Below are 24,729 nucleotides of genomic sequence, written 5' to 3'. Positions count from 1 at the left end.
GCAGACGCTTGCAACGGTGCGATCGCCATCACATGTGACTACCCTCACTAGGGGCTCCAGACCGGCCTGTAAGTGCCGTTTCATGGGCGAAATGCTTCGGACGAAAGAGAGCTATAAGAGATGACGACCAGTACCTCCGGAAGCGACGAGACCGCGGTTGCCTCCTACGCACCGTCGGCCGAGTTCGCGGCGCAGGCGAACGCTCAGGAAGATCTGTACGCCGCCGCGGAGAAGGACCGGCTCGGCTTCTGGGCGGAGCAGGCTCGCCGGCTGCACTGGCACACTCCGTTCACCGAAGTACTCGACTGGTCCGACGCTCCCGTCGCGAAATGGTTCGCCGACGGCGAGCTCAATGTTGCCTACAACTGCGTCGACCGCCATGTCGTCGACGGCCACGGCGACCAGGTCGCCATCCACTGGGAAGGCGAGCCCGGCGACAGCCGCGACATCACCTACTCCGATCTGCTCGCCGACGTCAGCCAGGCGGCCAACACCCTGACCGAACTCGGTCTCGTCTCCGGTGACCGCGTCGCGATCTACATGCCGATGATCCCCGAGGCCATCGTCTCGATCCTCGCCTGCGCCCGCCTCGGCCTCACCCACTCGGTCGTCTTCGCCGGCTTCTCCGCCACGGCACTGCGCTCACGCATCGACGACGCCGAAGCCAAACTCGTCATCACCACCGACGGCCAGTGGCGACGCGGCAAGCCCGCCCCCATCAAGGACACCGTCGACGAGGCCGTAGACGGAGCCGCTTCCATCCAGAACGTTCTGGTCGTCAAGCGCACCGACTCCGACGTCGCCTGGACCGAGGGACGCGACCTGTGGTGGCACGAGACCGTCGAGAAGGCATCGAAAGAGCATGAGGCGCAGCCGTTCCCGGCCGAGCACCCCTTGTTCATCCTCTACACCTCGGGTACGACGGGTAAGCCCAAGGGCATCATCCACACCTCCGGCGGCTACCTGACGCAGACCTCGTACACCCACCACAACGTCTTCGACCACAAGGCCGGCACGGACGTCTACTGGTGCACCGCCGACATCGGCTGGGTCACCGGGCACTCCTACATCGTCTACGGACCCCTCTCGAACCGCGCCACCCAGGTGGTCTACGAGGGCACCCCCAATTCGCCCGACGAGCACCGGCACTGGAACGTCATCGAGAAGTACAAGGTGTCGATCTACTACACCTCCCCCACCCTGGTGCGCACGTTCATGAAGTGGGGCAAGGAGATTCCCGAGGCACACGATCTGTCCTCGATCCGCCTGCTCGGGTCCGTCGGCGAGCCCATCAACCCCGAGGCATGGCGCTGGTTCCGCGACGTCGTCGGCGGCGGCAGCGCACCGATCGTCGACACCTGGTGGCAGACCGAGACCGGCGCGATCATGATCTCGCCGCTCCCCGGCGTCACCGCCACCAAGCCCGGGTCTGCGATGACGCCCCTGCCGGGTATCTCGGCCAAGATCGTCGACGACGACGCCAAGGCACTGGGCAACGGCGGCAACGGATACCTCGTTCTCTCCGAGCCGTGGCCGGCGATGCTCCGCGGGATCTGGGGCGACATGGACCGCTACAAGGACACCTACTGGTCCCGCTACGCCGAAGAAGGCTGGTACTTCGCCGGCGACGGCGCCAAGTACGACGAGGACGGCGCCCTGTGGGTCCTCGGCCGCGTCGACGACGTCATGAACGTCTCGGGCCACCGCATCTCCACCTCGGAGGTGGAGTCGGCACTGGTCAGCCATCACAGTGTCGCCGAGGCTGCCGTCGTCGGTGCCGCCGACGAGACCACCGGTCAGGGCATCGTCGCGTTCGTCATCCTGCGGGGCGGCGAGGAGAACACCGGCGACGCGTTGATCGCCGAACTCAAAGCCCAGGTCTCCAAGGAGATCTCACCGATCGCCCGGCCACGGGAAATTTCCATCGTGCCGGAGCTGCCGAAGACCAGGTCCGGCAAGATCATGCGTCGCCTACTCCGTGACGTGGCCGAGGGCCGCGAACTCGGTGACGTCTCCACCCTCGTCGACCCGAAGGTGTTCGAGGCGATCAAGAAGGGTCGGTAAGCGCTTCGCGCATGTGCGCGGAAACCCGTAGTGGGCTACGAGGTTCCGTGCACATGCGGCGCAGCCGCTCAGGCCGCTGAGGCCGTCAGATCGAACACCGTGTAATCGCCGATAGTCCTCGATGTGAACGTGGCGGCCACCCAGTCACCGATCGCCGACGGCCTGGTCTTGCCCGTTCCGGCGATGAAGTAGTGGATCTTTCCCGCGGCCACGTCGGCCTCGAATTGGTCGAGTGTGGGCGACGGGTCGCTTCCGGAGAATCCACCCACCGGCATCACCGGGTCGTCGGTCGCGAGCTGCAGGACCGCCGCGGCATTGGATCCGATGGTCGCCGCCGCCCAGGTGTACTTCTGCGGATCGGCCTCTAGGAGTCCGGTCAGCTCGGAGTCAGGAGCCGATGGGGAGCCGAATTGCGTCGACCGCTCGGCGTCTTCACCCCCTCGACCACTTCGATTCGCGGCCTGGTCGGACGCAACCGCAGGCCCGGCCGACGGGCCACCTCCCGTGTGCGGAGTGACCACGGTATCGGCGACGTAGGCGACGGGGCCGGCAAGAGCGACCGCAATTGCCATCGCCCCCAATGCAATCGACATCGATCGGGACCGACGGAACATCAGAGCCACTGCGACGAAAACCCCGACTCCCAGCACCACCCACCGCAACCACGGCACAAATTCGGGGGTTCGCGCGAGAAAAACGAACGAGGTAGCCGTCGTGATCGCCGAAGCCAGCACCAGAACCGCACGCCACGAGGCTTTCTCGCGCCTCACCCACAGCTCGCGGACGGCCGCTCCGACGATGGCGGCGATCGCCGGAGCGACAACGATCGTGTAGTACGAGTGAAAAGTGCCCGACATGAAGCTGAACACCACCGAGCACCCGACGAGCCACAGCCCCCACATCACGAACCATGCGCGCTGAAAGTCCTGCCGAGGAGCTTTGCCGCGCAACACGATTCCCGCGATCACGAGTACCAGCGCGGCCGGAATCAGCCACGAGATCTGACCGCCCTGGGCGGCCGCGAACATCCGGGTGATGCCCGTCTGTGGTCCGTGCCCACCCGGCCCGAAACCGCCTGCCTGCGCTGCATCACCGGCAGACGATCCGGCGGTGCCCGCGTGTTCGTTACCGGTCAACCTACCCAAGCCGTTGTAGCCGAAGGTCAGATCCAGAATGCTGTCGGTCTTCGATCCACCGACCCAGGGCCGGTCCGCTGCAGGCACCAGTTGCACGATCGCCACCCACCATCCCGCGGAGACGAGCACGGCGGCACCGGCGGCCAGCAACTGCAGAAGTCGAGTTCCGAGCTTGGGCGGACCGAACGCCGCGTAGGCCACGGCAAGAGCCGGAACGACGAGGAACGCCTGCAGCTGTTTGGTCAGGAATCCGAGACCCATGACAGCGCCGGTCAGCACCAGCCAGCGAGTGCGTCCGTCTTCGAGAGCTCGCAGCATCGCCCACGCTGCCCCCAACAGGGTGAGGGTGAGCAAAGCGTCGGGATTGTCGTAGCGGAACATCAGCGCGAAGGTCGGGGTGGTGGCCAAGACGGCGCCTGCAATCAGCGCTGCCCCGTATCCGAATCGACGGGCGACGATCGCGTACATGATTCCCACGCTCAGCACGGCCATCAGCACCTGCGGCAACAACAGCGACCACGAGTTGAGGCCGAAGATTCGTACCGAGAGCTCCATGACCCACAGCGACGCCGGTGGTTTGTCCACCGTGATGGAGTTCGCGGCATCGGACGAACCGAACAGGAACGCCTTCCAACTGATCGAGCCGGCCTGAACGGCCGCCGCATAGAAGGAATTACCCCAGTGCTCGCGGTTCAGGTCGAGGGCGTAGGCCCCTGCTGTTCCGACGAGAAGTGCGGCAAGAGTTGGCATCGCCCAACGCGGTCGACTCACGTCGAGTCCAGAGTCGGCGCTCACAGATTGGATGGTCACAGTCGATCAGTGTCGACCTCGATCCTGAGGATGTGCACTCGACTTCCTGACAATCGGCCGTCAATGTGGACCGGAGCGCAATTTGCCCGAATTGTCTGCACCGCAACGTGATCGAGTAACGGGCCATCATTTCCTCGGTGGTTCACGCCTAAAACGGTCGTGCAACTGTGGGTCCGCGGCCCACCACAGTGCACCAGCAGAAGCGGGAGGATCCTCGCCGGCCACCACCGTCGACTCGGCCTCGCCAGGTCGAGTCGGATGTTTCTCGGCCTCATCGAGTTCCGCATCGATGAGGTCCGACGCAGCCTTCTCGTCGAGATGGAATGCTCGCAACAGTGCCAGCAGGAACGGCATACCGAGGATGTCCCCGAGGATCCAGAACACTCCGGCCCCGATTATCTGATCGGTCACCGGTGCAGGCCCCCACGTCCTCAGTGATCCCAGATAGTCCACCGCAGGCAGGAGCGGACCGAGCCACAGCACGATTCCGAGTACGCCATCGCCGAGCATCTCGGCGATGGTGATCAGCAGTGAAATCAACTGCGAGTACCGACGCGGTACCGGATCCGCCTGCAACCGAGCGTAGAAGTACAGAAATCCAACGGTCACGAACACGAGAGCAGTGCCGAAATCCGCGGCCGCATCGACAAGTACGGCGTGCAACCATGGAGTCAGGAAGAACAACCAGGGTGTACCGATCATCAGTACCGATGTCATCGCGGGGTGCACCGATATGCGAACGAATCCATGGGTGAGGAGCCGGTCGATTCTGTTCCGGCCGACCGTTCCTGAGCCTTCGCGCAGTGCCGTGAGCGGGCGGCCCATCGCCAGGCCGAAGGGAACGACCATCAACAGCAGCACCACCTGCAGGCACCGCGCCCAGAACAGTTCATCGGCAAGGACACCGACCGCAGAGCACGTCGCGACAACGAAGGTACCGACCCCGAGCAGGAGGAACCCGGCCCGGCGTGCCGCCCCTATGTGCGTCCCGCTGTGCGCCGATCGGCGCACAGCTCGCACATACGTCAAGGTGAGTACAGCAGCGACGACGATCGCGGCAGGATCGAATCGCCAGTCGAGTATCAGGGAGGTCCACGTAGGAGGCACCGGAACCAGTGTGCACCCGATCCGCTTTGCACGAACGAATCAAGTCCGTTGCGCCCCAGTATGTCCGATTGTTTCGGACATACCGGGCGACGGCCGGTGAATCCAACTACACGCTGTCGAGCGACTGGTCTCGTGTTTCCTTCATGACGATCAGCGAGATCAGTGTCAGTGCTGCAGCGATGGCCAGGTAGACGCCAACCCAGCCGACGCCGTAGCTGCTCACCAGCCAGGTTGCGATGAACGGGGCCACTGCGGCACCGAGGATCGACGCGGTGTTGTACGAGATTCCCGAGCCGGTGTAACGCACGTTGGTCGGAAACAGCTCTGGCAGAACGGCACTCATGGGTCCGAACGTCAGGCCCATCAGTCCGAGGCCGACGCACATGAACACCAGCATCTTGCCCGCCGACGCGGACGACGGGTCGGCGAACCAATGGAACGAGAGGCCGAACAGCACGATCGCCGCGGTGATGACGATGAGCGTCGGACGTCGGCCGTACTTGTCGGCGAGGAGCCCGGCGACCGGGATCAGGGCTGCGAAGAACAGCACCGCGATCAGCTGCAACTCGAGGAAATCCGTGTACGGGATGGCCAGCTTGGGCCCGCCCACGTCCGACACCTTGCCTGTTCCGTAGCTGACCACCCAGGTCGTCATGATGTAGAACAGCGTGTAGGTGGCCAGCATGACGAACGTGCCGATGATCAGCTGACGCCAGCTGGTCTTGAACACCTGAGCCAACGGGGTCTTGACCTTCTGGCCGCGCTCGACGGCCAGCTTGAACACCGGCGTCTCCTCGAGCTTGAGCCGGACGTACAGGCCGATGATCACCATGATCGCGCTGAGCAGGAACGGGATGCGCCAGCCCCACGTGAGGAACGCGTGGTCGGTGCCGGAGTTCGCGGAGTCGTAGCCGGTCGCGATGACGATGAGCAAGAAGATGCCGTTGGCGAAGAAGAAGCCGATCGGCGCGCCCAGCTGCGGGTACATCGCCGCCCAGGCCCGCTTGCCCGGCTTGGCGGTTTCGGTGGCCAGCAACGCTGCACCGCTCCACTCACCGCCGAGGCCGACGCCCTGGGTGAAGCGCATGATCGCCAGCAGAGCCGGTGCCCACAGACCCGCTGCGGCATAGGTCGGCAGGAGTCCGATCGCAAAAGTCGCGACACCCATCGTCAGCAGGGACCCGACGAGCGTCGCCTTGCGTCCGATGCGATCACCGAAGTGGCCGAACAGAATAGAGCCGATGGGTCGTGCGACGAACGCCAAGCCGAACGTCGCGAACGACGCCAGCAGCGCGGTCGTGTCGTTGCCCGCGGGGAAGAACAAGCGGGGGAAGACGAGCACCGCGGCGGTGGCATAGATGTAGAAATCGAAGAACTCGATCGACGTGCCGACCATCGAGGCGATCACGATGCGTGACCGAGGCACCTGGGGTGCGGGAATTGCGCCGTCGTCCGTGACGGCGTGTGTTGAACTCACGAATTGCTCCTGAAGAGGGAAGTTCCCTGAAAATTACCTGATGAACACCTGAGAATTTCACGCCCCCGGTCCGTTCGTTGCCGGTTCGTGCAGAATTTTCGTGTTTGTCCCGACGGGCGCAGAGGTAACCGACGATGGGCCGAGCGTCGCTCGGCTGCCGCGGAACAGATAATCTGCTTCTTAGGCACTACTGTCGATACGATCTTCCGCAACACAGAGCAGAGCGATCACCGCAACACCGAGCAGAGCGATTACAAGGGGTCGAGAGTTGAGCGTCAGCAATGACAAGGGATACGGCAACGGCGTCCCGAACACGATTTCGTCGATACCTCTGACCGATGTCGATGCCCGTACACCCGGTAGCGCGAGCATCGGAAACCTCGTCAAGGACGCAACCACTCAGGTCTCGACGCTCGTTCGTGCCGAGGTAGCCCTCGCCAAGGCCGAGGTCACCGGCGAGGTCAAGAAGGGCCTGCAGGGCAGCGTCTTCTTCATCGTCGCGTTGACGGTGCTGCTGTTCAGCACGTTCTTCTTCTTCTTCTTCGCCGCCGAACTGCTCGACGTGTGGCTCTACCGGTGGGCCGCGTTCCTCATCGTCTTCGCCTTCATGGTGTTGGTCGCGGGGCTGTTCGGGTTCCTCGGATATCGCAGAGTCAAGAAGCTGCGCAAGCCCGAGAAGACCATCGACTCGCTCAAGCAGGCGTCGACGGTACTGCCGAACCAGCACGATTCCATCCCCGGAATTCCCGGCTACAAGAAGTAGTCGACGCCCGGCGAATCGAGCGGTATGAATCAGCCCGATCCGTCCACGGTCCGCTACCCGGGACAGTGGATCCATCGCGACATCCACGCCAACGGAATTCGGTTTCACATCGTCGAGGTCGGCGAACACGAACCGAACGCCCCGCTGGTGGTTCTACTGCACGGCTTCGCCGACTTCTGGTATTCGTGGCATCACCAACTCGATGCGCTCGCTCGTTCCGGCGTGCGTGCGGTCGCCGTCGATCTCCGCGGCTACGGCGACTCCGACAAGCCTCCGCGTGGCTACGACGGATGGACCTTGGCCGGCGACATCGTCGGTCTCGTTCGTGCACTGGGTTACCCGCACGCGACGTTCGTCGGACACGCCGATGGTGGCCTGGTCTGTTGGGCCAGCTCGGCCCTGCATCCCCGGATGGTCCGCTCGATGGTGCTGATCAACGCGCCGCATCCCATCTCGTTGCGTCGTGCCGTCCTGAAGGATTCCGAACAGCGCGGTGCATTGTTGCCGCACTTCGTCCGATACCAAGTGCCACTGCGTCCCGAGAAACTGCTCACCCGTCGAGGCGGGGCCGCAGTCGAGGAGCTGATGCGGAGCCGGGCCGGGTCGCAGTGGCAGCACACCGAGGACTTCGCCGACACCGCAGGCAGGATGCGCTCGGCCATCCGAATCCCCGGGGCCGCGCACTGCGCACTCGAGTACCAACGCTGGGCGTTCCGCAGCCAATTCCGTTCGGACGGCCGACGCTTCATGGACGCCGTCGACGTCAAGACCTCGATTCCCGTCGCGCAGATCAGTGGCGACCTCGATCCGTACGTCCTGCCCACCACCCTCGATCGGGATCGGCATTGGGCCCCGGGCCTGACGCGTCGAACCGTGCGGGACGTGGGGCACTACGTGCACCAAGAAGCGCCGGACGTGGTGTCCGAGGAGATTCTGCGCGTCGCACTCGAACGCTGATGCCCCGCTAGACGATGCAGTCGCCGGTACCCACGCTGACCGGTGCATCGAAGCTCTGCGCCAGCTCGTCCGCGATTTCCGATGCGGTCAGGACGAATCCGGTGTCGGGGTCGTCGACGGCAGCGCCGAACACCACACCGAGTACCTCACCGGACGAATTGACCAGTGGTCCACCGGAATTGCCCTGCCGAACCGATCCACGCACCGTGTAGACCTCACGCTTGACCGTTCCGGTGCGGTAGATGTCCGGGCCACTGAGTTTGATGATCTCGCGGATTCGCGCCGGGCTCGCCGTATAGGGACCACCGCCCGGGTAACCGAGCACGATGGCGTCGGAACCGGATTCGGCCGGCGACGGAGCGAATGTCAGCACCGGTGCCTGCAGCTGCGAAACACGAAGCACAGCAACGTCTTCTTCTGGGTCGAACAGGACGACGTCTGCCTCGAGCGGTCCGTTCGGCGAATCGACCGTCACCTCGGAAGTACCGGCCACCACGTGCGCGTTGGTCATCACCAGGTCGGATCCGACGACGAAACCGGAGCCTTCCAGGGCTTTCTGGCAGCTCGGCGCGATGCCGTTGATCTTGATGACGCTGGACTGCAGCGCCACCGGAACGGGCCCCGCGGCGATCCCGGAATCCGGGGCGGCGACGTCGGCAACCGGGGTGCGCCCGAACGGGCCGATGACGTCCGGCAATCCGGACGTGTCGAGCAGCGCGGAGAATTCCTTGGGGACCTGACGCAACCAGTCGGGTGCCACCTCGTCGACCTTGCCCAGAACCGTCGACCCACGGACGGCACTGGCCACCTCCGGCTGAGAGGAGGACGTCAGCGGAATGGCGAGCAGCCACGCAGCGGCGAGAACAGCGGCGGCCTGCAGCCCGGCACCGATGGTGCTGTCCACGGATCTGGCTGCGCGCGAATGTATCCCGCTACGCAGAGCGCGCCCGAGGACCATGCCAGCTACCTCACCGATGATCACCAACACCACGATCAACGCAATGCCGACGAACACTCTCGTCCGAGACCCGTCGACGTGTTCGAGCACGTGCGGTGCCACCAGAATCCCGGCGACCGCACCCAACACGACACCGAGAAACGCCAGCGCCGACGCCACAGCGCCTTGTCGCCAACCCGACGTTGCCGCCAGCAGCGCGACGGCGATCACCGCGATATCGACCCACCCTGAACCCGTCACAGATCGAGCCTCGCTCCTACCGCAGTCAAGCTGGCCTCCAGATCACGTATATCCCCTGTGTCCCACTCGGACTCCCAGCCCGACACAGCGAGCAGGCCCGCCAGAATACCGCCCGTGAACCCCCACACCAGCATTCCCTGTGCCGAGAAGGCCGGTCCCTGGTAGCCGGCGGGGTGCCGCACCTGAAATCTGTTGTCCGGATCGAGCAACTCTCGCAACGGAACTCGTACCACCCGCTCGGTCTCACCCGCGTCGACCACCCGCACCGGACTGGGGTTCTGCCAGTACGAGAGCACCGGAACCACGTCGAATCGGGAGGGCGGCACATAGATGCCCGGCATCGTCGCCAGTGGCAGCACCCCGGCCGGATCGAGCCCGGTCTCTTCCTGGGCCTCGCGCAGCGCGGTACCGATGGGCCCGTCGTCACCGGGATCGGTGGCGCCGCCTGGAAACGCGATCTGCCCGCTGTGATCACGCAACGTCGACGCGCGCTGGGTCAGCAGCACGTCCGCCTCGGCAGGCAGCCCGCCGGGGGTGGTCGGGTCGGCAGCCGCAGGGCCGCCGAACAACACCAGCACCGCCGCCGAACGGGTTCGCTCGGCCGGCTGCGCATGGCGCTGCAGTACCGGGTTGATGCCGGTGGTGTCGGTGAGCCCGTTCGCACTGCCGGCGACGTCGAGCATGCGCCCGAGCCACTCGGGTGCGCTCACGACGTCACTCCGAGGTTCTCGCGCACGGCGTCGGCGATGTCGTCGACGCTTCTGAAAGGTTGAGGTAGCACCTTGGCGACAGTGCCATCCGCAGATATCAAAACGGATACGGGCAGTACGTTCGGAGCTCCCACCGCCGCGGCGACGCGTCCGCCGCCGTCCTGAACTCCGGGCAGGGTGACGCCGTAATCGGTGAGGCGAGTGAGGCCGTTCGCCTCGTTGGCGTCGTTGTGGACGGTCAGCACGGTGACGGCATCACCTGCCCGCTGCGCGTATTGCTGCAGGTACGGCAGTTCCTCCGCGCACGGTCCACACCAGTAGGCCCAGATGTTGAGCAGTGCGGGTCGACCGGCCAGTGCCTGGCCCAGATCGACGGCGGAGCCGTCGCCAATGCATTCGAGTGTGAGTCCGGTCAGCGGACCCGTCGACGCGCCCGAGGCCGTCGGACAGGCCGCCAAACCTGCGTTCTGCCGCAGGGGTTCGAGGGCTTCGGGGGTGTCGGCGGCCCGGCGCTCGGCCGTCGACGGTCCTCGCTGCCCCAGACCGGGACCGGCCCCGAGCTGCGGGTCCGAGGAGTCGCTACGCGGCCAGAGGGCGTAGACCATCCCGACGACGAGTACGAGCGCAAGCAGAGACCAGCGGAGAGCGGCCTTGTTCACGACACGATTCCGGCGAGAGCGAGCAGATGATCGGTCTCGGGGCCTCTCACCAGAGCGGCGGCGGTGGCCGGATCGGTCGGCCCCAGGCCGTACGACGGGCAGTCCTTCGCGAGGACACACACCCCACACGCCGGTGTGCGGGAGTGGCAGACGCGTCGACCGTGAAAGATGACGCGGTGCGAGAGCACGGTCCATTCCTTGCGCTCGATGAGCGCGCCGACGGCATGCTCGACCTTGACCGGGTCCTCCTCCGCCGTCCACTGCCAGCGGCGTACCAGCCGCCCGAAGTGGGTGTCGACCGTGATGCCGGGTACGTCGAACGCATTGCCGAGCACGACATTGGCCGTCTTACGGCCGATCCCGGGCAACGTCACCAGATCCTTCAACGATGCTGGGACCTCGCCGTCGAAGTTCTCCAGCAATTTCTGCCCCAGCCCGATCAGCGAGTTGGCCTTGTTGCGGTAGAAGCCGGTGGTTCGGATGAACTCTTCGAGTTCGGTGCGGTCTGCCTCGGCGTAGTCGCGGGCAGTGCGATATTTCACGAAAAGGGCCGGAGTCACCATGTTGACGCGTTTGTCGGTGCACTGCGCCGACAGGATGGTGGCCACGGCGAGTTCGAGGGGTGTGGTGAAGTCGAGTTCGCAGTAGACGTGCGGAAACGCGACCCCGAGCGTTCGGTTCATCCGGCGGGCCCGGCGCACGAGGCCGAGCGGCGTCTCCACGCGTTTGCGCACGTCGGGGCGTTTCGGGGCAGTCGATTCCACGCCACAACTGTACGGACAAGAATGCGTAACGTTCGTCGCGGCAGCAGCGCACCGTGTTTGTATCGAGACCTTTTCGGTGTTAACTGGCCGGTATGCAAGGACTCGCCGTGGTGCTCTTTCCGGTACTACTCATGCTCTTCGCACTCGCGATGGAACGCGTCGAGTTCCGGCTCAGCAAGCTCGGCGTTCGGGAGCACGAAGTAGAGGAATTCCTCGATCAGGCGAGCAAGTCGGAGGTCGCCACCCTGGCCAACGAGGGCTTCCCGCACGCCCTGGCTCGATTCAACAGCCGCAAGCGTCATCAGACTCCTCCTCGCACGATCGACACTCGTGACGGCATGGCCGACCAACGGGCAAGCTGAGCACCATTTGTCCGCATTTCGATGAATTTACGGTGAACGCGAACAGACGTCCCGTTCCTCTGGCAACCTGTGGTGGCGTCGATCACTCGGTTTCGGCAGAGTCGAAGTAGACTCCCCTGAGGTAATTGTTGTGTTTGAACATTGCATCGGCATCGACGCCTGAATCGTTCGCGCGATTCGGGGGTGAGACGAGTGTGTACAAACGCCTTCGGGGGTGCGGGTCACCGCATCGCCGACATCCCAAAAGGAGCGCAAGTGGACGACGTCCTGGCACGGGCCGGCATCTTCCAAGGAGTCGAGCCCTCTGCGGTTGCGGCACTGACGAAGCAGCTGCAGCCTGTCGATTTCCCCCGCGGACACGTCGTGTTCAACGAGGGTGAGCCCGGTGACCGGCTCTACATCATCGTTTCCGGCAAGATCAAGCTCGGACGACGCTCCCCCGACGGCCGCGAGAACCTGCTGACGATCATGGGACCGTCGGACATGTTCGGCGAGCTCTCCATCTTCGATCCCGGCCCGCGCACGTCCTCGGCCACCACAGTCACCGAGGTCCGCGCCGTCAGCATGGACCGCGCTGCGCTCAAGGATTGGATCGACCAGCGCCCCGAGATCGCCGAGCAGCTGCTGCGCGTCCTGGCCCGCCGGTTGCGCCGCACCAACAACAACTTGGCCGACCTCATCTTCACCGACGTCCCCGGACGCGTGGCCAAGGCACTGTTGCAGCTCGCGCAGCGCTTCGGCACCCAGGAAGCGGGATCGCTGCGCGTCACCCACGACCTGACGCAGGAAGAGATCGCTCAGCTCGTCGGAGCGTCACGCGAGACCGTCAACAAGGCACTGGCCGACTTCGCTCACCGCGGATGGCTGCGCCTCGAAGGCAAGTCCGTGCTGATCTCGGACTCCGAGCGTCTGGCTCGCCGCGCTCGCTAGCTTTCCCTGAGGTAGGCCAGCTGCGTCTTGACCGACATCCGCGCAGCCGGCCACAACTTCTTGTCGACGTCCGAATAGACGTGGCGCACCACCTGCATGGGTTTGGCGTTCTCACCGATCTCGGCCAACGCTGCCCGCACCTGATCCAACCGCTGCCGACGGTGTGCGCGATACGTTCGCGCCACCTCGGCGGTGTCCGGTAGCTCGGCCCCATGCCCCGGCAACACCGTCTTGCCCTCGCCGGCGGCTTCGAGGCGATCGAGCGAATTCAGATAGTCCGCGAGCGATCCGTCTTTCGGGTCGAGCACCGTCGTGCCGCGGCCGAGGATCGTATCTCCCGTCAGAACTGCGTCGTCGAGCACGAAGCTCACCGAATCCGCCGTGTGTCCGGGCGTGTACAGCACTCGAATCCGTAGACCCGCCGCGTCGATGACCTCGCCGTCGGCCAGCCGTTCGCCGCCGCCGAACAGAAACTTCTCCCCCACCGCCCGGACCGGCGCTCCCGTCTTGCGGTGAAACCGCTTCAACCCCGCCGTGTGATCGGCATGGCGATGGGTCACCAGAGTCAGAACAACCGTGCCCGACGCGGCGACGGCGTCGAGGTGGGCCTTGTCCTTCGGACCCGGGTCCACGACGATGCACTCCTCGGACCCCGGTGCCCGCAGAATCCACGTGTTCGTCCCGTCGAGCGTCATCTTGCCCGGGTTCTCGGCGAGCAGAACCGACGCGGTGGGCGTCACCGGGCGGAGCAGTCCGTAGGCGGGATGTTTCGATGTGGAATCGGCCATTGAAACACTGTAGGTCGCGCGCCGCGTCGAGTGGCGACGAGGACTACCGTCGACAGTCATGAGGATCGGACGCGCATGAAAATCGGACTGGTCGGGGCCGGCCCTTGGGCCCGCAAGACCCAAGCCCCGTCGTTGCTCGCTCATCCCGGCGTCGACTTCACCGGGGTGTGGGCGCGCCGACCCGAGGCAGCGGCCGAACTGGGAGCGCCGGTCTTCGAGTCCTACGACGCCCTGCTCGACGCCGTCGACACGGTGGCATTCGCCGTGCCACCCGCCGTGCAGGCCGGGTACGCACTGCGCGCCGCGCGAGCAGGCAAACATGTGTTGCTGGACAAGCCGATTGCCGCCACAGTGGCCGAGGCCGAGGAATTGGCCGAGGCCGTCACCGCCGCCGGCGTTCGCTCGATGGTGACGCTGACCCTCCGATTCGCTCCGGAGACAAGACAATTCCTCGACACGGCGGCCGGACGCCCATGGGCGGCCGGCTCGGGAACCTGGTTCTCCGGTGCCATCCTCGGCGGGGCGTACGCGGGCTCGCAGTGGCGGCACGACGACGGGGCGATCCTCGACATCGGACCACATGTGTTCGACCTACTCGACGCGGCGCTGGGAACCATTGTCCGCGTTGCCTACTCGCACCGAGAGGTGGCGTCGGACAGTTGGACGGTACTACTCGAGCACGAGGGCGGCGCCCGCAGCACGGTGCAGTTGTCGCTGCGGACACCGATCATGCCGTCGCTCATGCGCATCGAGTTGAGCGGTACCGACGGAGTCGAGACCCTCACCGATCGATCCACCTCGTCGACCGACTGCTTCGCCGTCCTGCTGGACGAATTTCTCGAATCGGTCGAGTCGGGTGTCGATCACGAGTGCTCCGTGCACCGAGGCCTGCACCTGCAGAAGGTGATCAATGCGGCTATGCCGCAGTGACGTGAGTGCCTTCGCAGGCACACCATCACGCCACTGGGGTCAGCGCAGTTCGACGATGAGTTCCACTTCCACGGAAGCACCGAGAGGCAGTTCGGCGACACCGACAGCCGAGCGGGCATGCTTGCCTGCGTCACCGAAAATCTCACCGATGACGTTCGACGCCCCGTTGATCACTCCGGGCTGACCGGTGAACCCGGTGGCCGACGCCACGAAGCCGACGGCCTTCACCACGCGCGCTACCGAGTCGATTCCCACGAGCGCGTGCACGGCGGCCAGCGCGTTCAGAGCACAGGTGCGCGCTGCTGCAGTGGCATCCTCCGCCGAGACCTCGGAGCCGACCTTGCCTGCGGTCGTCAGATTCCCGTCCACGATGGGCAGCTGGCCCGAGGTGTAGACGAGGGAACCCACCTGTACGGCCGGGACATACGCCGCCAGTGGCGGAACCACGTCGGGCAGTTCGATGCCCAGCTCGGACAGTCGCTCACTCCACGTCGCCACTCCCGCTCAGCCCTTCGGACGCTTGAAGTACGCGACCAAGGTGTCGCCGCCGTTGGGGCCGGCCATGATCGTCACGAGCTCCCAGCCTTCGGAGCCGTAGTTGTCGAGAATCTGCTTGGTGGCATGAATCAGCACCGGTGCGGTGAAGTACTCCCAGATGATCTTTTCGCTCATGACTGTCGACCCTATCGTTCGACCGATCACGAGGGGTGCGTCACTGCGAAGACGGGATTGCCGGTTCCGTCGGACGACCGGCATCGCATCTCTATATGGTCGAGGCGTGGGTACATCGAAGGTAGAGGGATGGCCGGCGAAGGCAGATGCCGCGCGGCTGCATTTCGTGTCCGGTAAGGGCGGCACCGGTAAGTCGACGGTCGCCGCCGCGTTGGCGTTGGCGCTTGCCGCCGGTGGTCGACGGGTGTTGCTGGTGGAGGTCGAGGGACGGCAGGGCATCGCGCAGCTGTTCGACGTGCCACAGCTGCCGCCGGTGGAGACGCGGGTGGCCACAGCGGACGGCGGCGGCGAGGTCTACGCACTGGCCATCGACATCGAGACCGCGTTTCTCGAATACCTCGACATGTTCTACAACCTGGGCTTCGCCGGTCGCGCCATGCGCAAGATCGGTGCCATCGAGTTCGCGACGACCATCGCACCGGGCCTGCGCGACGTCCTGCTGACCGGCAAGGTCAAGGAATGTGTGGTGCGGACGGACAAGAAGGGCAACCGCGCGTACGACGAGGTGGTCGTCGACTCGCCACCCACCGGCCGCATCGGGAACTTCCTCGACGTCACCAAGGCCATGGCCGATCTGGCCAAAGGCGGGCCGGTCCGCTCGCAGAGCGAGGGCGTGGTGCGGCTGCTGCACTCGGCGGAGACCGTCGTACACCTCGTCACGCTGCTCGAAGCCCTGCCGGTGCAGGAGACCGCCGACGCGGTTCGCGAACTCGAGGCGGCAGATCTGCAGCTGGGCACGGTCGTGGTGAACCGCACCGAGCCGACGTTCCTGCCGGACGACACGCTCGAGGCGATCGCCGAGGGTGACATCGACGCCGCGGCGATTCAGGACGGCCTCGCCAAGACCGGAATCACCCTCTCCGAGGCCGACTTCGCGGGTCTGCTCACCGAATCCATCGAGCATGCGTCGACGCTCTCGGCTCAGGTCGAGAGCGCAACGCAGCTCGACGAACTCGACGTCGCGCGCATGTCGTTGCCGATGTTGGCCGATGGTGTAGATCTCGGCGGCTTGTACGAGCTCGCCGCCAAGCTTGCAGAACAGGGTGTCCGATGACTCGACCAATAGCAACCGAACTCGACGTCGACCGCATTCTGACCGATCCCACGTCGAGGATCGTCGTGGTCTGCGGGGCGGGCGGGGTCGGTAAGACGACCACCGCCGCGGCGATGGCTCTGCGCGCCGCCGAACAGGGCAGGCGCGTCGTCGTGCTCACCATCGATCCGGCTCGCCGGCTGGCTCAGGCTCTGGGGCTCGGCGATCTGGACAACAGCCCGCAACCGGTGAAGTTGGGTGCCGGTGCCAAAGGCGAACTGCACGCGATGATGCTGAACATGCGGCGCACGTTCGACGAGATGGTCATCGAGCATTCGACGCCGGAGAAAGCCGCGCAGGTATTGGCGAACCCGTTCTATCAGACTGTGGCGTCGTCCTTTTCGGGCACGCAGGAGTACATGGCGATGGAGAAGCTGGGGCAGCTGTCGCTCGACACGTCGTGGGATCTGATCGTGGTGGACACTCCGCCGTCGCGCAATGCGTTGGATTTTCTCGACGCACCGCAGCGGCTCGGATCGTTCCTCGACGGGCGCTTCATCCGGCTTCTCACCGCTCCCGGCCGCGGCATCACCCGCGTCGTCACCAGCGCGATGAGCTTGGCGATGCGCGGAGTGTCCACGGTGATCGGAAGTCAAATGCTTTCCGACGCATCGGCTTTCGTGCAATCACTGGACTCGATGTTCGGCGGATTCCGGGAGCGCGCGACGCGTACCTACCAGTTGCTACGCGAGGAGGGCACCAGTTTCCTCGTTGTTGCCGCCGCCGAACCCGACGCGCTACGTGAGGCCGCGTTCTTCGTCGAACGCCTCTCGGCCGAGGAGATGCCGCTGGCCGGACTGGTGGTGAACCGGACGCACCCGACGCTGTCGTCGGTTCAGGCCGATCACGCTGCCACGGCCGCGGATCTGCTCGATCGGATCGACGAACCCGGTGCCGAACTCACCGCTGCCGTTCTCCGTATCCACGCTCAGCGTGCCGTGACGGCTGCGCGTGAGGTTCGGTTGCTTCGACGATTCACCGGTGCGCATCCCCGCGTGCCCATCGTCGGCGTTCCGTCCTTGCCGTTCGAGGTCTCCGACCTGGCCGCGCTGAGTGCGGTGGCCGATCAGCTCACCCGAAAGGGCTAGTTCGACCGGGCCCGAAAGCTGGGGCCCGGCCGGGCGCGGCAGGGGCTAGATAGCTGCTTGCTGCTGGCGTTGGGTCTCGAAGAAATCGGACCAGGAGTCGACCTCGGGGTGCTGCTTGAGCAGGGCCCTGCGCTGACGTTCTGTCATCCCGCCCCACACGCCGAACTCGACTCGGTTGTCGAGTGCATCCGCACCACACTGCATCAACACCGGGCAGTGCCGGCAGATCGTCGCGGCCTTGCGCTGCGCTGCACCCCGGACGAAGAGCTGGTCCGGGTCGGTTCCCTTGCAGCGGGCGTGCGACACCCAAGCGATGCGTGCTTCTGCTTCTTCTACATCGAGTCGCGTCGGCGCGGTTGTCGTATGCATGCGGATACCCCTTTGCGTGTCGGTCGCCCTAGCTGGACGTCCCGGAGGCTCCAAGGAAGTTTGTACCTCGCTGGCGAAGCACAAATTCTAAGAGCTGCCCCACAATCATTATCAAGTGTTACGTGAATCACACCGTGCTCATAATTTAGGTAAAGCCGGCCCCGAATGCAAGACGGCGAGGTCACATTTCTGGTACGGCCGTCCCGAGCAGGGGCGCAGCACACAGCGCATGCGGGCCTGATGCCGGTCCGAGCAGCACCCACGTACGCTGTGCTCTGTGTCAGTCGGAAAAACCGTGGCGAAGCTCGCCGGATGTTCAGCACTCGCCGGTGCGTTGCTCGCCGGCGTGATGTTCCCCATGGCCGGAGGATTCGGGTACGCCTCGAATCGCGCCGCCGATACCGTCGACAACGTTTCGGCCGAGTTGGTCGAGGGTGCCGTGCCCGCCGTCTCGACGATGACGGACGTCAACGGCACACCCATCGCCTGGCTGTACGAGCAGCGCCGATTCGAGGTGCCGAGCGACAAGATCTCCAACGAGATGAAACTCGCCATCGTCTCGATCGAGGACCGCCGCTTCGCCGAACACCGCGGCGTGGACTGGCAGGGCACGCTGCGTGCGTTCCTGACCAACACCACCAGCGGCCAGGTGGAGCAGGGTGCGTCCACCATCGATCAGCAGTACGTGAAGAACTACCAACTGCTGGTGGTGGCCAAGACCGACGCCGAACGCCGTGCGGCGATCGAGACCACGCCCGCTCGCAAGATCCGCGAGATCCGGATGGCGCTGACCCTCGACAAGGAACTGACCAAGGACGAGATTCTCACCAGGTACCTCAACCTGGTGCCGTTCGGTAACGCGTCTTTCGGCATCCAGGACGCGGCTCAGACCTACTTCGGCATCGACGCCAGCCAGCTCAGCGCCGTCCAGGCCGCGATGCTCGCCGGAATGGTGCAGTCCAGCTCGGCCCTCAACCCGTACACCAACGAAGAGGGCGTGATCGAGCGACGGAACACCGTGCTCGACACCATGATTCAGAACCTTCCCGAACGCGCTGCGGAACTGACCGCTCTCAAGGCCGAGCCTCTCGGAGTGCTGCCGGTCCCGCAGACTCTGCCCCGCGGATGCATCGCGGCAGGTGACCGCGGATTCTTCTGCGACTACGCCTTGCAGTACCTCGCCCAGGCCGGAATCAGCCAGGAGCAGATAGACAAGGGCGGGTACCTCATCCGCACGACGCTCGACCCCGCTGTGCAGAACTCCACCAAGGCCGCGCTGGTCGAGAACACCAGCCCGAGCCTCGACGGTGTGGCCACGGTCATGAACGTCGTCGCACCCGGCCAGGACCAGCATCGGGTTCTCGCGATGGGCAGCAGCCGTACCTACGGCCTCAATGCCGACGCAGACGAGACGGTCCAACCGCAGCCGCACTCCCTCGTCGGCAACGGAGCGGGCTCGATCTTCAAGATCTTCACCACAGCCGCCGCGATGGAACGCGGATTGGGCACCAGTGCGACGCTGCAGGTCCCCAAACGCGTGGAGGTCAAGGGCGTCGGCGACGGCGGTGCCCGTAACTGCCCCGCCTCCACGTACTGCGTGGAGAACGCAGGCAACTACCCACCCGCGCTGTCCATCACCGATGCGCTCGCTCAGTCCCCCAACACTGCGTTCGTCAAGCTGATCGAGTCCGTGGGCGTCACGCCGACTGTCGACATGGCGGTTCGCCTCGGCCTGCGCTCGTACACCGACCCGGGTTCGTCGGGCACCGAGCAGTCGATGGCCGATTTCCAGAAGAGTCAGAACCTCGGCTCGTTCACCCTCGGACCTACCTGGGTGAATCCGCTGGAACTGTCCAACGTGGCTGCCACGCTGGCTTCCGGCGGTAAATGGTGCCCACCCTCCCCGATCGACTCGATCTTCGACCGCGACGGCAAGCCCGTACCGGTCGCTCACCAGGCATGTGAGCAGGTCGTCGAGCCCGGTCTGGCGAACACCCTCGCCAACGCGATGAGCAAGGACGACCAGGCCGGCGGTACGTCCGCGTCCGCTGCGGGTTCGGCCGGCTGGAACCTCCCGATGTCCGGTAAGACCGGTACCACCGAGTCCAACCGTTCTTCGGGCTTCCTCGGGTTCACCAACAACTACGCAGCCGCCGTGTACACCTACGGCGACTCGCCTACCCCCAGCGAGATCTGTTCGTTCCCGCTGCGTCCGTGCGGCTCGGGCAATCTGTACGGCGGCAACGAGCCGGCGCGAACGTGGTTCGACGCCATGACTCCGATTGCCACGAACTACGGGCCCGTCGCTTTGCCACCCGTCGACCAGAAGTACGTCCGTGGCTCGGCGAACGGCCAGGTTCCCGATGTCACCGGTCAGAGTCAGTCTTCCGCGACGTCCACGCTGCAGGGCGCGGGCTTCCAGGTGACGGCTGTGACGACGGCAGATCAGGCTGCACGCGGCACTGTGGTGTCCACGTCGCCGTCGGGTTCGGCTGTGCCGGGGTCGAACATCACGATCTACGTCAGTGACGGCTCGGTTCGACCGGCCCCGGCTCCGGCCCCGGCGCTGCCGAACATTCAGATACCGGACCTACCGCCGGGCATTCAGATACCGGCGATCCCGGGGTTGACGGTTCCTCGCTAGAGCGGCTTCGCCGCACGTGAGCGGAACTTCGGTACCTGCTACGAAGTTCCACTCACGTGCCGTCGGCTACAAACGGTCTTTGACGGCCTTTGACAGGCGGGATCCATCGGCCTTGCCAGCGGCGAGCCCCGACGCGATCTTCATGACCTGACCCATCTGCTTCATCGCCGGTCGCTCACCCAGCTCCTCGGCGACCTGCGCGATGGCGGTGTCGACGATGGTGGCCAGTTCCTCGTCCGTGAGCGGGGTCGGCAGGTACTCGTTGATGATCTGAGCTTCTGCGTGCTCGTTGGCTGCGAGCTCGCCGCGCCCGTTCTGCGTGTAGATCTCTGCGGATTCGCCGCGCTTCTTCGATTCCTTCGCCAGCACCTTCAGGACGTCGTCGTCGGTCAGCTCGTGGGCCTCCTTGCCGGAGACCTCTTCGGTCTGAATAGCGGCGAGGATCATGCGCAGCGTTGCCAGGCGGAGCTTGTCCTTCGCCTTCATCGCTGCGGTCAGGTCGGTTCGGATACGGGCCTTGAGTTCGGACATGGCCGAAACGCTACGCGGCGCGGCTTCCTTCTCGCACGTCCATATCAGGTTGCTGCCGTATCGTGGATTCGGTGGCCGTTCAACTCAGTCCCTCGCTTCTCCGTTCTTCGACGCAGCTGCGCAGCGCCCCCGAGCAACTGCGCAGTGCCGCCGAGCACGTGCGTGACGCCGTCAGAGCGGCACCGCTGAAGAGTTCCGTCATCGGGACGGCGGGTGCCGCCGCGTTGGGGCTCGGCTACGCCACCCTCATCGAACGCAACGCCTTCACGCTGCGCGAAACGTCCATGGCCGTGCTCGAGCCCGGTTCGGCGACTCTACGGGTGCTTCATATCAGCGACCTGCACATGATGCCGGGCCAGCGGATGAAGCAGAACTGGCTCCGTGAACTGGACCGCCTCGAGCCCGATCTGGTCGTCAATACCGGCGACAACCTCTCCCACCAACGTGCCGTCCCCAGCGTCGTGCAGGCACTGGGGCCGATGCTGGCTCGTCCGGGTCTGTTCGTGTTCGGCAGCAACGATTACTTCGCACCCAAGCCGAAGAACCCGTTCAAGTACTTCGACAAGAACCACAAGCGCACGACGGGTGAATCGCTGCCGTGGCGTGACCTGCGAGCCGCGTTTTCCGAGCGGGGCTGGCTCGACGTCACGCACGTACGTCGCGAACTCGAGGTCGCCGGGGTACGTATCGCGGCTGCCGGCGTCGACGACCCGCACTTGAAGCGGGACCGATACGACACCATCGCCGGCCAGCCGAACCCGTTGGCAGACCTACGCCTGGGCATCACGCATTCGCCGGAGCCACGCGTGCTGGACAGGTTCGCCCAGGACGGTTACGACCTCGTCCTCGCCGGTCACACCCACGGCGGTCAGCTGTGCCTGCCGTTCTATGGCGCCCTGGTGACCAACTGCGAGATCGACCGTTCCCGGGTCAAGGGTCCGTCCAAGTGGGGTGCGCACACCCAGCTGCACGTCTCGGCGGGCGTAGGCACCTCGCCTTATGCGCCGGCACGCTTCTGCTGCCGCCCCGAGGCGACTCTGATCACGCTGACTCCGGCCCCCAGAATGGGTCCGAGAAACGTCTCCGACGAGGGCGTTTCGCGTTCCGAGGCAGTCGTGAGTTAGACTTCTCCAGCGGTACACGGGGTGTGGCGCAGCTTGGTAGCGCGCTTCGTTCGGGACGAAGAGGTCGTGGGTTCGAATCCCGCCACCCCGACAGTTGGACCACCGAAGGGACCCACTCGATTCAGTCGAGTGGGTCCCTTTTCTTCGCGTGATCGACGCTACTGTGAGTCATGCCGACACCAACCCGCGTCCACGTCACCCACCGGTTCGCCTCTCCCCCCGAGGTAGTCTTCGCGGCATTGTCCGAGCACGAAAACCTCGGGCCGCTGTTCATGGCCAAGATCCGCCGGGTTCGTGACGGCGACACCTCGCGCAACGGGGCCGGGTCGGTCCGCAGCCTGAAGCTGGGGCCGCTGCCCGCGTTCGAGGAGACCACAACCGCCTCCGAGCCGAACTCGCTCATCGAGTACCGCATCACCAAAGGTGGCCCCCTACGCGGCCATTGGGGCGTGCAGAAGCTCACCCCCACTACCGACGGCGGCACCGAGCTCGATTACACGATCGGGTTCGACGCACCGATCCCAGGACTCGCTGCGATCGTCGGCAAGGCATTGACGTCGAGCATCTCGAAGAACCTGCCCCGCCTGGCTCCCTGACCCGAGGTGGCTTCACGGTGACGCGGCGACTCGCGTCCAGTACGGTACTGGTCGATGACGGTGATCGAAGCCGCCCGGTCCGGCCGGGGCAACCTCACGCCTCTGGACTCTGCTGTCGCCGCTGCGATTTTCGTCTACAACATGCCGGTCCAGGGTTTCGCGGTCCCTGACAGCGCGGTCGATTGGATCGCCTATTCGCTGCCGGTCGGATTGTGCCTGCCGTACGTCTTTCACCGGCGTCGTCCGTTCGCGATGTTCGCGGTCGTCCTCGCGACCGCCTTTCTCCAACTTGCGCTCGGGGTGGAGCTGCTGGTCGCGGACGTGATGCTCGTTCCCGCTCTCCACGCCGTCGCTCAGAGTCGACCACCGTCGAACTCGGTCCCAGCGGCTGTCGCGGTGGCGGTGTGGACGATCACGATGACGATGCCGTCGATGGAGCGGTACAGCATGTCCTTCGGTGACGTGGGCCTGCTGGTATTGATCGTGGCGATCGCGTGGCTGACCGGAATGCTGGCGCGTGTCCGCAACGAGTACGTCCACAGCCTGCAGCTCCGTGCCGAGCAGGTGGAGCGGGACGCAGCTGCGGCCGAACGCACCCGGATAGCCCGCGAGATACACGACATCGTGTCCCACAGTTTGAGCGCGATCGTGCTGTTGTCCGAGGGTGCCGTCGGCACCGTCCGACAAGATCCCGATGCGGCCGCCGCGGCGATGGAGACCGTTCGAAACACCGGCCGAGAGGCAATGACGGAGATGCGGTCGATGCTCTCCGTTCTCCATTCCGACGATCCGGTAGACCGGGTGCCTGCACCGGGTGTGGCACAGCTCGACGGGCTCATCGAGCGATCGCGGGCGGTGGGCATTCCAGTCGACTACCGGGTGACGGGCGAGCCGGTCGAGTTGCCGCCCGGTCTCCAGCTGGTGATCTACCGTGTGATTCAGGAGTCGTTGACCAACGTGGGCAAACACGCGGGACCGGAGGTTCGAGCCGTGCGAGTGCATCTGAACTACGGACCGGCGAAAATCGAGTTGACCGTCGCCGACGACGGGCGCGGAACCGATTCGACGACCGTGTCCGGGTGGGGGCTGATGGGCATGCGGGAGCGGGTTCTCGCGCAGGGCGGTACCTTCGACGCAGGCCCGACTGCGGACGGATTCCTCGTCACGGTCTCACTGCCCACCGAGGCGGCCCGGTGACGATATCGGTTGTGCTGGTCGATGATCAGAACCTCGTGCGAGCCGGACTGAAATTGGTGCTCGGCTCGCGCCCCGAGGTGCGGATAGTCGGCGAAGCGGCCGACGGACGCGAAGGCATCGACGTGGTTCGGGCGACCACCCCCGACGTCGTTCTCATGGACGTCAGAATGCCGGTGATGGACGGCATCGAAGCAACCCGTGAAATCGTGCAGGCCACGAACTCGAAAGTACTGATACTGACCACCTTCGACCTCGACGAGTACGTGTTCGACGCCATACGAGCCGGTGCCGGTGGCTTTCTCGTCAAGGACGCTCCAATCGATGAGCTGATATCAGCGGTCCAGCATGTGCACGAGGGAGATTCGGTAGTCGCCCCGAGCACCACGCGGCGCTTGATCGAGCATTTCACTTCCGCAACCGCACCCCGAGCGCGACCGGTGTCCGCCTCTGTCGAACAACTGGCCGATTTGACTCCACGTGAAAGTGAAGTCCTGGTCCACCTCTCCAGCGGGCTGTCCAATGCTGAGATTGCCACTGCGATGACGGTATCGGAGGTAACCGTCAAAGCACACGTGGGGCGCATCTTGTCCAAGCTGGGTGTGCGCGATCGCACCCAGGCAGTGATCGCCGCGTACGAGTCGGGACTGGTCGGTCCGGGGACCGCCGGCTGAAGGGAGGGTATACCTGGGTATACCCCTCG

Annotated in this window: 25 protein-coding genes and 1 tRNA gene; 14 read left to right on the top strand and 12 right to left on the bottom strand. The window is 65.1% G+C overall.

What is annotated here, in order from left to right; all coding sequences use genetic code 11:
• The first annotated feature begins 120 nt into the window (after positions 1-120).
• Positions 121-2,064: an acetate--CoA ligase gene (acs, locus tag ACFI9K_RS07020; RefSeq protein WP_462662839.1), complete on the top strand. Its 1,944-nt coding sequence runs from the start codon at positions 121-123 to the stop codon at positions 2,062-2,064.
• Positions 2,065-2,132: 68 nt separating this feature from the next.
• On the opposite strand, the gene ACFI9K_RS07015 is transcribed toward acs, so the two are convergent.
• The 3 genes from ACFI9K_RS07015 to ACFI9K_RS07005 all read right to left on the bottom strand — a co-directional run bounded on the left by ACFI9K_RS07015 (position 2,133) and on the right by ACFI9K_RS07005 (position 6,594).
• On the bottom strand, positions 2,133-3,995 hold the full coding sequence (locus tag ACFI9K_RS07015) for a glycosyltransferase family 39 protein (RefSeq protein ID WP_462662838.1): 1,863 nt from the start codon (positions 3,993-3,995) through the stop codon (positions 2,133-2,135).
• A 141-nt stretch (positions 3,996-4,136) separates the two neighbouring features.
• Complete coding sequence (locus ACFI9K_RS07010) at positions 4,137-5,117, bottom strand: cytochrome c oxidase assembly protein (RefSeq protein WP_462662837.1); 981 nt, start codon at positions 5,115-5,117, stop codon at positions 4,137-4,139.
• Positions 5,118-5,223: 106 nt separating this feature from the next.
• Positions 5,224-6,594, bottom strand: a complete 1,371-nt coding sequence (locus ACFI9K_RS07005) for an MFS transporter (protein WP_462662836.1) — start codon at positions 6,592-6,594, stop codon at positions 5,224-5,226.
• Positions 6,595-6,862: 268 nt separating this feature from the next.
• Between ACFI9K_RS07005 and ACFI9K_RS07000 the strand changes: the two genes are divergently transcribed.
• Positions 6,863-7,357 (top strand): phage holin family protein, encoded by a 495-nt coding sequence (locus ACFI9K_RS07000; RefSeq protein ID WP_462662835.1) that lies wholly within the window; start codon positions 6,863-6,865, stop codon positions 7,355-7,357.
• Between the two features lie 24 nt (positions 7,358-7,381).
• Positions 7,382-8,314, top strand: coding sequence for an alpha/beta fold hydrolase (locus ACFI9K_RS06995; protein WP_462662834.1), 933 nt, complete (start codon positions 7,382-7,384; stop codon positions 8,312-8,314).
• 7 nt (positions 8,315-8,321) lie between these two features.
• Here ACFI9K_RS06995 and marP read toward each other — a convergent pair whose 3' ends face one another.
• Genes marP through nth form a run of 4 tightly spaced genes read right to left on the bottom strand, consistent with a single transcriptional unit; the run spans position 8,322 to position 11,645 of the window.
• Positions 8,322-9,512, bottom strand: coding sequence for an acid resistance serine protease MarP (gene marP / locus ACFI9K_RS06990; RefSeq protein ID WP_462662833.1), 1,191 nt, complete (start codon positions 9,510-9,512; stop codon positions 8,322-8,324).
• Positions 9,509-10,195: an NUDIX hydrolase gene (locus ACFI9K_RS06985; RefSeq protein WP_462663025.1), complete on the bottom strand. Its 687-nt coding sequence runs from the start codon at positions 10,193-10,195 to the stop codon at positions 9,509-9,511. Before ACFI9K_RS06985 ends, marP begins: the two co-directional genes overlap by 4 nt.
• Positions 10,196-10,218: 23 nt before the next feature.
• Positions 10,219-10,827, bottom strand: coding sequence for a TlpA family protein disulfide reductase (locus ACFI9K_RS06980; RefSeq protein WP_462663024.1), 609 nt, complete (start codon positions 10,825-10,827; stop codon positions 10,219-10,221).
• Positions 10,828-10,877: 50 nt separating this feature from the next.
• Complete coding sequence (nth, locus tag ACFI9K_RS06975) at positions 10,878-11,645, bottom strand: endonuclease III (RefSeq protein ID WP_462662832.1); 768 nt, start codon at positions 11,643-11,645, stop codon at positions 10,878-10,880.
• A gap of 92 nt (positions 11,646-11,737) precedes the next feature.
• Here nth and ACFI9K_RS06970 point away from each other — a divergent pair, with 92 nt between their 5' ends.
• Together ACFI9K_RS06970 and ACFI9K_RS06965 are read left to right on the top strand one after the other, a co-directional pair.
• Positions 11,738-12,007 (top strand): hypothetical protein, encoded by a 270-nt coding sequence (locus ACFI9K_RS06970; RefSeq protein ID WP_462662831.1) that lies wholly within the window; start codon positions 11,738-11,740, stop codon positions 12,005-12,007.
• A 255-nt stretch (positions 12,008-12,262) separates the two neighbouring features.
• Entirely contained in the window at positions 12,263-12,937 is a 675-nt protein-coding gene (locus tag ACFI9K_RS06965; protein ID WP_027494494.1) for a Crp/Fnr family transcriptional regulator, read from the top strand.
• Here the strand turns inward: ACFI9K_RS06965 and ACFI9K_RS06960 are convergent.
• Positions 12,934-13,725, bottom strand: a complete 792-nt coding sequence (locus tag ACFI9K_RS06960) for an MBL fold metallo-hydrolase (RefSeq protein ID WP_462662830.1) — start codon at positions 13,723-13,725, stop codon at positions 12,934-12,936. The two genes, ACFI9K_RS06965 and ACFI9K_RS06960, sit on opposite strands and share 4 nt — an antisense overlap.
• Positions 13,726-13,800: 75 nt before the next feature.
• Between ACFI9K_RS06960 and ACFI9K_RS06955 the strand changes: the two genes are divergently transcribed.
• A complete protein-coding gene (locus ACFI9K_RS06955; RefSeq protein WP_462662829.1) occupies positions 13,801-14,655 on the top strand; it encodes a Gfo/Idh/MocA family protein in 855 nt (284 codons plus the stop codon).
• A gap of 39 nt (positions 14,656-14,694) precedes the next feature.
• Here ACFI9K_RS06955 and ACFI9K_RS06950 read toward each other — a convergent pair whose 3' ends face one another.
• On the bottom strand, positions 14,695-15,153 hold the full coding sequence (locus tag ACFI9K_RS06950; RefSeq protein ID WP_462662828.1) for a RidA family protein: 459 nt from the start codon (positions 15,151-15,153) through the stop codon (positions 14,695-14,697).
• A gap of 6 nt (positions 15,154-15,159) precedes the next feature.
• The gene (locus ACFI9K_RS06945; protein ID WP_072691993.1) at positions 15,160-15,327 is read right to left on the bottom strand and encodes a DUF4177 domain-containing protein; all 168 of its coding nucleotides are present in this window, start codon (positions 15,325-15,327) and stop codon (positions 15,160-15,162) included.
• Between the two features lie 106 nt (positions 15,328-15,433).
• Here ACFI9K_RS06945 and ACFI9K_RS06940 point away from each other — a divergent pair, with 106 nt between their 5' ends.
• Positions 15,434-16,441, top strand: a complete 1,008-nt coding sequence (locus ACFI9K_RS06940; RefSeq protein ID WP_462662827.1) for an ArsA-related P-loop ATPase — start codon at positions 15,434-15,436, stop codon at positions 16,439-16,441.
• Positions 16,438-17,568, top strand: coding sequence for an ArsA family ATPase (locus tag ACFI9K_RS06935; protein ID WP_462662826.1), 1,131 nt, complete (start codon positions 16,438-16,440; stop codon positions 17,566-17,568). The genes ACFI9K_RS06940 and ACFI9K_RS06935 overlap by 4 nt, the downstream gene beginning before the upstream one ends.
• A 45-nt stretch (positions 17,569-17,613) precedes the next feature.
• Here the strand turns inward: ACFI9K_RS06935 and ACFI9K_RS06930 are convergent, their stop codons facing one another.
• Positions 17,614-17,937: a WhiB family transcriptional regulator gene (locus ACFI9K_RS06930; RefSeq protein ID WP_462662825.1), complete on the bottom strand. Its 324-nt coding sequence runs from the start codon at positions 17,935-17,937 to the stop codon at positions 17,614-17,616.
• 295 nt (positions 17,938-18,232) lie between these two features.
• Here ACFI9K_RS06930 and ACFI9K_RS06925 point away from each other — a divergent pair, with 295 nt between their 5' ends.
• Positions 18,233-20,581, top strand: a complete 2,349-nt coding sequence (locus ACFI9K_RS06925) for a penicillin-binding protein (RefSeq protein ID WP_462663023.1) — start codon at positions 18,233-18,235, stop codon at positions 20,579-20,581.
• A gap of 66 nt (positions 20,582-20,647) precedes the next feature.
• Here the strand turns inward: ACFI9K_RS06925 and ACFI9K_RS06920 are convergent, their stop codons facing one another.
• Positions 20,648-21,112: a GatB/YqeY domain-containing protein gene (locus ACFI9K_RS06920; protein ID WP_057477143.1), complete on the bottom strand. Its 465-nt coding sequence runs from the start codon at positions 21,110-21,112 to the stop codon at positions 20,648-20,650.
• 185 nt (positions 21,113-21,297) lie between these two features.
• On the opposite strand from ACFI9K_RS06920, the gene ACFI9K_RS06915 reads away from it, so the two are divergent.
• The 5 genes from ACFI9K_RS06915 to ACFI9K_RS06895 all read left to right on the top strand — a co-directional run bounded on the left by ACFI9K_RS06915 (position 21,298) and on the right by ACFI9K_RS06895 (position 24,700).
• Positions 21,298-22,236: a metallophosphoesterase gene (locus ACFI9K_RS06915; RefSeq protein ID WP_442970926.1), complete on the top strand. Its 939-nt coding sequence runs from the start codon at positions 21,298-21,300 to the stop codon at positions 22,234-22,236.
• A 17-nt stretch (positions 22,237-22,253) separates the two neighbouring features.
• Positions 22,254-22,327 (top strand) — tRNA-Pro (locus ACFI9K_RS06910).
• Positions 22,328-22,406: 79 nt separating this feature from the next.
• Entirely contained in the window at positions 22,407-22,832 is a 426-nt protein-coding gene (locus tag ACFI9K_RS06905; RefSeq protein WP_462662824.1) for an SRPBCC family protein, read from the top strand.
• Positions 22,833-22,886: 54 nt separating this feature from the next.
• Positions 22,887-24,029 carry a sensor histidine kinase gene (locus ACFI9K_RS06900; protein WP_462662823.1) on the top strand — a complete coding sequence of 381 codons (1,143 nt, stop codon included), beginning with the start codon at positions 22,887-22,889 and terminating at the stop codon, positions 24,027-24,029.
• Positions 24,026-24,700 (top strand): response regulator transcription factor, encoded by a 675-nt coding sequence (locus ACFI9K_RS06895; protein WP_462662822.1) that lies wholly within the window; start codon positions 24,026-24,028, stop codon positions 24,698-24,700. The genes ACFI9K_RS06900 and ACFI9K_RS06895 overlap by 4 nt, the downstream gene beginning before the upstream one ends.
• Positions 24,701-24,729: the final 29 nt, after the last annotated feature.

The sequence above is a fragment of the Rhodococcus sp. PSi06 genome (assembly GCF_054960675.1).
This window is presented reverse-complemented; position numbering and strand designations above follow the sequence as displayed.

What these genes read in the sequence shown, in the direction of transcription:
- acs (WP_462662839.1), top strand. Translation starts at nt 121, where the DNA reads ATGACGACCAGTACCTCCGGAAGCGACGAGACCGCGGTTGCCTCCTAC.
- ACFI9K_RS06995 (WP_462662834.1), top strand. Translation starts at nt 7,382, where the DNA reads ATGAATCAGCCCGATCCGTCCACGGTCCGCTACCCGGGACAGTGGATC.
- ACFI9K_RS06985 (WP_462663025.1), bottom strand. Translation starts at nt 10,195, where the DNA reads ATGCTCGACGTCGCCGGCAGTGCGAACGGGCTCACCGACACCACCGGC.
- ACFI9K_RS06980 (WP_462663024.1), bottom strand. Translation starts at nt 10,827, where the DNA reads ATGGTCTACGCCCTCTGGCCGCGTAGCGACTCCTCGGACCCGCAGCTC.
- ACFI9K_RS06970 (WP_462662831.1), top strand. Translation starts at nt 11,738, where the DNA reads ATGCAAGGACTCGCCGTGGTGCTCTTTCCGGTACTACTCATGCTCTTC.
- ACFI9K_RS06960 (WP_462662830.1), bottom strand. Translation starts at nt 13,725, where the DNA reads ATGGCCGATTCCACATCGAAACATCCCGCCTACGGACTGCTCCGCCCG.
- ACFI9K_RS06955 (WP_462662829.1), top strand. Translation starts at nt 13,801, where the DNA reads ATGAAAATCGGACTGGTCGGGGCCGGCCCTTGGGCCCGCAAGACCCAA.
- ACFI9K_RS06945 (WP_072691993.1), bottom strand. Translation starts at nt 15,327, where the DNA reads ATGAGCGAAAAGATCATCTGGGAGTACTTCACCGCACCGGTGCTGATT.
- ACFI9K_RS06935 (WP_462662826.1), top strand. Translation starts at nt 16,438, where the DNA reads ATGACTCGACCAATAGCAACCGAACTCGACGTCGACCGCATTCTGACC.
- ACFI9K_RS06930 (WP_462662825.1), bottom strand. Translation starts at nt 17,937, where the DNA reads ATGCATACGACAACCGCGCCGACGCGACTCGATGTAGAAGAAGCAGAA.
- ACFI9K_RS06920 (WP_057477143.1), bottom strand. Translation starts at nt 21,112, where the DNA reads ATGTCCGAACTCAAGGCCCGTATCCGAACCGACCTGACCGCAGCGATG.
- ACFI9K_RS06905 (WP_462662824.1), top strand. Translation starts at nt 22,407, where the DNA reads ATGCCGACACCAACCCGCGTCCACGTCACCCACCGGTTCGCCTCTCCC.
- ACFI9K_RS06900 (WP_462662823.1), top strand. Translation starts at nt 22,887, where the DNA reads ATGACGGTGATCGAAGCCGCCCGGTCCGGCCGGGGCAACCTCACGCCT.